At 55.8% G+C, this 632-nt stretch carries 1 protein-coding gene; it reads right to left on the bottom strand.

The window, feature by feature from the left end; translation table 11 throughout:
- Nucleotides 1-632 (bottom strand): collagen-like domain-containing protein (locus AC1DKZ_RS32975; protein WP_476997979.1); only part of this gene is annotated, 632 nt, incomplete at both ends.

Raw genomic sequence — 632 nt, 5'->3', positions numbered from 1 at the left:
GTAGCACCCGTGTTACCTTGAAGACCTTGAGGTCCAGTAGCACCCGTGTTACCTTGAAGACCTTGAGGTCCGGTAGCACCCGTGTTACCTTGCGTACCTTGAGGTCCAGTAGCACCCGTGTTACCTTGCGCACCTTGAGGTCCAGTGGAACCGGTAGCACCTGTGTTACCTTGAACGCCTTGAGGTCCAGTGGAACCAGTAGCACCTGTGTTACCTTGAACGCCTTGAGGTCCAGTAGCACCCGTGTTACCTTGCGCACCTTGAGGTCCGGTAGCACCCGTGTTACCTTGAAGACCTTGAGGTCCAGTGGCACCTGTATTACCTTGAGCACCTTGAGGTCCAGTGGAACCGGTAGCGCCCGTGTTACCTTGAAGACCTTGAGGTCCAGTAGCACCCGTGTTACCTTGTGTACCTTGAGGTCCAGTGGARCCGGTAGCGCCCGTGTTACCTTGCGTACCTTGAGGTCCAGTAGCACCCGTGTTACCTTGMRYACCTTGAGGTCCAGTRGCACCYGTRTTACCTTGCGCACCTTGAGGTCCRGTAGCACCCGTGTTACCTTGAAGACCTTGAGGTCCAGTAGCACCCGTGTTACCTTGCGTACCTTGAGGTCCAGTAGCACCCGTGTTACCTTG

The sequence above is a fragment of the Bacillus sp. 05T21 genome (assembly GCF_056396785.1).
This window is presented reverse-complemented; position numbering and strand designations above follow the sequence as displayed.